This is a genomic window from Micromonospora sp. NPDC047753 (assembly GCF_040642735.1).
Classification (GTDB): Bacteria; Actinomycetota; Actinomycetes; order Mycobacteriales; family Micromonosporaceae; genus Micromonospora.
In genome coordinates this window covers 1-5,094 of sequence record NZ_JBEYSL010000486.1, presented here as the reverse complement: position 1 = coordinate 5,094, position 5,094 = coordinate 1, and the positions used below count along the sequence as shown (strand labels likewise).

The window sequence follows — 5,094 nt, the reverse complement described above, 5'->3', positions numbered from 1 at the left end:
CACCGATTTCGCGGAGCGACTTGAGCTTGACCTCTCGCGTTCGGTACGGACGATGAGTAAGGGCAACATGCCGTGTCGGGTCAGGGCGGCCCGGAATCCGGCGTCACGGGCGGCGCCCGGAACGGTGTCGAGCGGACCGTTGACGAAACCGATCCGCCGTCGGCCGGTGGCGACGAGGTGGTCCACGGCCAGCGCCACACCGTGGCGCGAGTCGGTACGCACGTTGTCGATCGGAGCGTCCGCGCCGAGCTGGCCGACGACCACCACCGGCACCGGACTGTCCACCAGCGCGGTGAGGTGGTCGTCGGTGACCCGGATCGGCGAGACGATCATGCCGTCCACGTAGCGGTTGGCCAGTCGTCGCAGCAGAGCGGTCTCGTTGTCGATCCGCCCGCCGGTGGCGTGCACCAGCAGCTGCCGCCCGGAGGACGCGACCACGGCCTCGATGGCCCGCATCATCTCCACGTAGACCGGGTTGCCGATGTCCTCCACCGCGAGCGCGATCAGACCGGTGCGCTGGGACTGCAACGACCGGGCGATCGCGTTGGGCACGTAGCCCACCTCGGCCGCCGCCTCACGAACCTTGCGGATCGTCTCGGGGCTGCCGCCGACGCCGTTGAGCACCCGCGAGGCGGACGCGATGGAGACGCCGGCGCGGGCGGCGACGGTGTGCACCGTGGGCCGGCCGTCCGCCGGTTCCTGTAAACGTTTACGACCCACGTTCGGCACCTCCACCCGATAGCTGTAAACGTTTCCGGGGAGTCTGCTCCGCAAGTGGCGGAGAGGTCAAGGGCCCGTTACGAAAACGTTTCCAACCCCGCACCGCGCACTACCGCACCCCGCCCCGCCGCGTTGATCATGAAGTTGTTGCCCTGCGCAGCGGCGTGTCGTGGCAATAACTTCATGATCAACTGTCGGGGTGGGGGTGGGGTGCGGGTGGGGTGGGGGTGGGGTGGGTTCAGGTGGGGAGGCGGAGCTCTCGGCCGGGCCAGCGGGAGCGGAGTCTGCGGTCGTGGCTGGCCACGACGATGGCACCCGGGCCGGTGCCCAGCGCGTCCTCCAACTCGTCGCAGAGCGTCGGCGAGAGGTGGTTGGTGGGCTCGTCGAGCAGGAGCAGCTCCGGCGGATCGGCGACGAGCACCGCGAGGGCGAGCCGACGGCGTTGTCCGACCGACAGGTCGGCCACCGGGTGGTCGAGGTCCGCCGGGGCGAGCAACCCGAGGGACGACAGCGGTACGGCAGCGGCCCGTTCCATCCCGACGGCCGCCTCGAAGACCTGCCGGGCCGTCCGCCGCGCATCCGCGAAGACGCTGTCCTGAGTGAGCAGGCCGACCCGCAGCTCCGGTCGTCGCCAGAGCGTTCCGGCACCGGTCAGCCGGCCGGCGAGCACGGCGAGCAGGGTCGACTTGCCAGCCCCGTTGGGGCCGGTCACCAACAGCCGGTCGCGGGATCTGAGCTCCAGATGCGCCACCCGCAGTCGGCCGGGAACCTCCAGCTGGTCCGCCGTGACGATGACGCTGTCACTGTCGCCGACGGCGAGCGCCGTCGTGTGAAAGCGCAACGGCTCCGACGGCACCGGAACGGGGTCGCGCTCGATCGTCTCCAGTCGACGGACGGCGTCGCGGACGCGCCGGGAGATCTGGTTCTGAACACGGCCGGCGGTGTGCCCGTACCCCATCTTCTCGCTGTCGCGCGGGCCCCGGCCGTGGGCGACCTGGTGCCCGGTCACGGCGGCGGCCTCGCGCAGGTCGGCGAGGAGCGCCTGCTCGTCGTCGTAGCGCCGCCGCCACCGTTGCGCCTCGGCGCGCTTCGCCGTCAGGTACGCCGTGTAGCCGCCGCCGAAGCGGACCGGCCCGTCGACCGCCGGGTCCAGGTCGATGAGATCGGTGCAGACGGCGTCCAGGAAGGCCCGGTCGTGACTGGCCACCACGACCACCCCCGGCATGGCACGGAGCTGGTCCTCGCAGAACGCCGCCGCCGCGTCGTCGAGATGGTTGGTGGGCTCGTCGAGCAGCAGCGCGCTCGGCCGGCGGATCAACGTCGCCGCGAGGGCGAGCCGGCCACGTTGCCCACCGGAGAGCGCACCCACCATGCGGTCGTGGGGCAGCCCGCCGAGACCGAGGCCGTCGAGGACCGTGCGGGCACGCCGGTCGGCGTCCCAGGCGTCGCGGTCCTGTGCCCGTTCCAGCACCTCGCCGTACGCGGCCAGCAGCCGGTCGTGCTGCTCGGTGCCCTCCGGCGCGTCGGCGAGCGCGACGCCGATCCGGTCCAGCTCGGCGAGGTTGGCGCGAGCCTCGCGCAGCGCGTCGTCGAGGACGGCGGCGATGGTGGCGGATGCCCGCAACGGCAGTTCCTGGTGCAGGAAGCCGACGTCCGGTGGACGGGTGACGGTGCCGGAGTCGGGTACGTCGACGCCGGCCAGGACCCGCAACAGGGTCGTCTTGCCGGTGCCGTTCTCACCGATCAGGCCGATCCGGTGGCCGGGCGCGGCAGTCAGGGAGACGCCGTCGAGCACCCGGCGGTCGCCGCGGACCCGCACGAGGTCATGGGCGGTGAGAGCAGGTCGAACAGACATGGGGAACCTCGGATAACGACGATCCGGGGCGCACACCGGCACCCCGGCGGAAGCAGGACATGACGACGGAGGCCGCGGCGACGGAGGCGCGATCACGCGCCCGTCGGCGGCCGGTCCGGGTGCTCACCCGGAGATGTCGTCGTCACCTGCCACGTCTGCTCCGATCTCCCAGAACTCGGGCGCAACGATAACCGTGCCGGCTTCGGCTCAGCTCCCGCCCGTGCTCGACGAGCTGTTGTCCGACGAGTTTCCCCGCCGGGACGTGTATCGGCCCGCCAGTCGCCCTGCCCGAGCGCGACGCCCCAGCACGGCGATGATCACCAGCAGCAGACCAGCGCAGAGCGCGACCCCGCCGCCCACCAGTGCCGCCGCCATTCCTGCCGACATGATCGACCGCCCCTCTCCGACCGCGACCGACACGGCCGGACGGGCAGATCCTGACACGATCAGGCCGTCCGGGCACCTGCCCGCAGGGAGTCGATGGTGAGGTCGAGGGCCGCTTCCAGGTGGTCGGTCTTTCCGGTGGAGAGCAGCAGGAGTACGCCGCCCTGGATGCCGGCGAGCAGCGCCGCGGCGGCGCGGTCGGCGTCCACGTCCGCGGAGATGTCCCCGGTCGACTGCATGTGCCGGACGCCGTCGGCGATCGCGTTCTGCCAGCGCCACATGAGCCCGGTCACGATCGCCTGCGCGCCCGGCGCCCGCCGCCCGGTCTGGCCGAGCAGACCGTTGAGCGGGCATTTCACTCCCTGTGCCCGGTAGCGCTCGATCAGTCGGTCGCGCCACGCCAGCCAGGCCGGCCAGGACGTCAGGTTGCTGAGCATCGGCTCCTGGTCGAGCAGGACCTGGTCGGCCTCGTGCTGGGCCACCGCCAGCAGCAGTTCTTCCTTTCCCTCCGGGAAGTAGTGGAAGAGTTGACCCTTGCTGGTGCCGGTGTGGGCCATCACATCCTCGAGGCGTACCTCGTCGACGCCGCGCTCACGGATCTCGGCGGCGGCGCCGGCGACGATCCGCGCCCGGGTGGCTTCGCCCTTGCGGGTCAGCGCCCTTGTCATGAGACCTCCCTCACCGCTTGCCCCTCGTGCCTGCCCGTCCGACCCTAGCTCGGCTTTTGGACTTGCAGGTCCAATTTTGCCGAGCAAAGGTCTGGAAAACGGTCCGCTCGGGGCCGCCACGTGATCGAGAGGACACAACGATGAACCACTACTACCTGCTCGGGCGGTCCGGTCTGCGGGTGAGCCGGCTGGCGCTGGGCACCATGAACTTCGGCGTCGACGGATTCCACGCCGCGTACGGCAAGACCGAGGAGGAGGCCGAGCCGATCTTCCGCCGGTATCTGGAATCGGGCGGCAACTTCATCGACACGGCGGACTTCTACACCGCCGGCGAGAGCGAAAAGATCCTCGGCCGGCTGATCGAGCGGGCCGGCGTGCGCGAACGGCTCGTGCTCACCAGCAAGTTCACCAACACCGTCGACCCGAGCGACCCGAACGCGAGCGGCAACGGCCGTAAGCACATCATGCGGGCCGTCGAGGCGTCGCTGAGCCGACTTGGCACCGACTACATCGACCTGTACCTGCTGCACACCTGGGACCGGATCACCCCGGTCGAGGAGGTCGTGCACACTCTCGACGACCTGGTGCGCGCCGGCAAGATCCGGTACGCCGGCCTCTCCGACGTACCGGCCTGGTATGCCACCCGGGCGCAGAGCTACGCCGAGGCGCACGGCCTGGCCCCGATGATCAATCTGCAACTGCCGTACTCCCTGGTCAGCCGCGACATCGAGGCGGAGTACGTGGCGATGGCCCAGACCATGGGCATGGGGCTCACCGCATGGAGCCCGATCGCCAGCGGCCTGCTCAGCGGCAAGTACCGTCGCAGCGGCGACGGCCTCAGCGGGACCGGCCGGTTGACCAATCCCGACACCGGCGGCCGCGAGGTCAGCGCCAGCGAGTGGCAGGTCATCGACGCCCTGGAGAGCGTCGCCACCGAGTTGGGCCGCAGCATGGCCCAGGTCGCGATCAACTGGGTCGCCACCCAACCCGCAGTAGCCTCGGTGATCATCGGCGCGAGCAGCGCCGAGCAGATCGGCAGCAACTTCGAGGCGCTCGACTTCGAGATCCCGGCCGACGCGCGCCGCCGTCTCGACGAGGCCAGCGCTCGGCAACTCGGGGTGCCCTACGTGATGTTCACCCCGCAGTACCAGTCCTGGGTGGTGAGCCCCGGCCTCGGCATCGGCGACAAGCCAGCCGGCTACGCCCCGCCGGTGTTCAACGCCAAGTAGCACCTCACACGATCACGCCCCTGCCCCTCCCCCGCCCCCTGCCCCTCCCCGTCGATCTTGCACTTGCTGTCCCGACATAAGGGGCGTCCCACTCATGTCGACAACCGAAAGTGCAAGATCGGCGGGGTGGGGGCGGGGGCGGGGCGGGGGCGGGGGGCGGGGCGGGGTGCGGTGGCGTGGGGATATGGTAAGAGAGTAGGGTCTGTAAAGATAGAAGAGATGCTTTTGTATATCTCGG

5 protein-coding genes are annotated in these 5,094 nt (G+C 70.5%); 1 reads left to right on the top strand and 4 read right to left on the bottom strand.

Annotation, left to right across the window (positions count from 1 at the left end):
* The 4 genes from ABZ749_RS29130 to ABZ749_RS29115 form a co-directional block, all read right to left on the bottom strand.
* On the bottom strand, positions 1-735 hold a 735-nt coding region (locus tag ABZ749_RS29130), incomplete at its 3' end, for a LacI family DNA-binding transcriptional regulator (RefSeq protein ID WP_357233401.1).
* Between the two features lie 223 nt (positions 736-958).
* Positions 959-2,575: an ABC-F family ATP-binding cassette domain-containing protein gene (locus ABZ749_RS29125; protein WP_357233399.1), complete on the bottom strand. Its 1,617-nt coding sequence runs from the start codon at positions 2,573-2,575 to the stop codon at positions 959-961.
* Positions 2,576-2,782: 207 nt separating this feature from the next.
* Positions 2,783-2,962 carry a hypothetical protein gene (locus tag ABZ749_RS29120; protein WP_357233397.1) on the bottom strand — a complete coding sequence of 60 codons (180 nt, stop codon included), beginning with the start codon at positions 2,960-2,962 and terminating at the stop codon, positions 2,783-2,785.
* A 59-nt stretch (positions 2,963-3,021) separates the two neighbouring features.
* On the bottom strand, positions 3,022-3,627 hold the full coding sequence (locus ABZ749_RS29115; protein ID WP_357233395.1) for a TetR/AcrR family transcriptional regulator: 606 nt from the start codon (positions 3,625-3,627) through the stop codon (positions 3,022-3,024).
* 140 nt (positions 3,628-3,767) lie between these two features.
* On the opposite strand from ABZ749_RS29115, the gene ABZ749_RS29110 reads away from it, so the two are divergent.
* The gene (locus tag ABZ749_RS29110) at positions 3,768-4,856 is read left to right on the top strand and encodes an aldo/keto reductase (protein WP_357233393.1); all 1,089 of its coding nucleotides are present in this window, start codon (positions 3,768-3,770) and stop codon (positions 4,854-4,856) included.
* Positions 4,857-5,094: the final 238 nt, after the last annotated feature.

Excerpts from the sequence above, each read along its gene's own strand:
- ABZ749_RS29110 (WP_357233393.1), top strand. The coding sequence starts at position 3,768 with ATGAACCACTACTACCTGCTCGGGCGGTCCGGTCTGCGGGTGAGCCGG.
- ABZ749_RS29125 (WP_357233399.1), bottom strand. The coding sequence starts at position 2,575 with ATGTCTGTTCGACCTGCTCTCACCGCCCATGACCTCGTGCGGGTCCGC.
- ABZ749_RS29120 (WP_357233397.1), bottom strand. The coding sequence starts at position 2,962 with ATGTCGGCAGGAATGGCGGCGGCACTGGTGGGCGGCGGGGTCGCGCTC.
- ABZ749_RS29115 (WP_357233395.1), bottom strand. The coding sequence starts at position 3,627 with ATGACAAGGGCGCTGACCCGCAAGGGCGAAGCCACCCGGGCGCGGATC.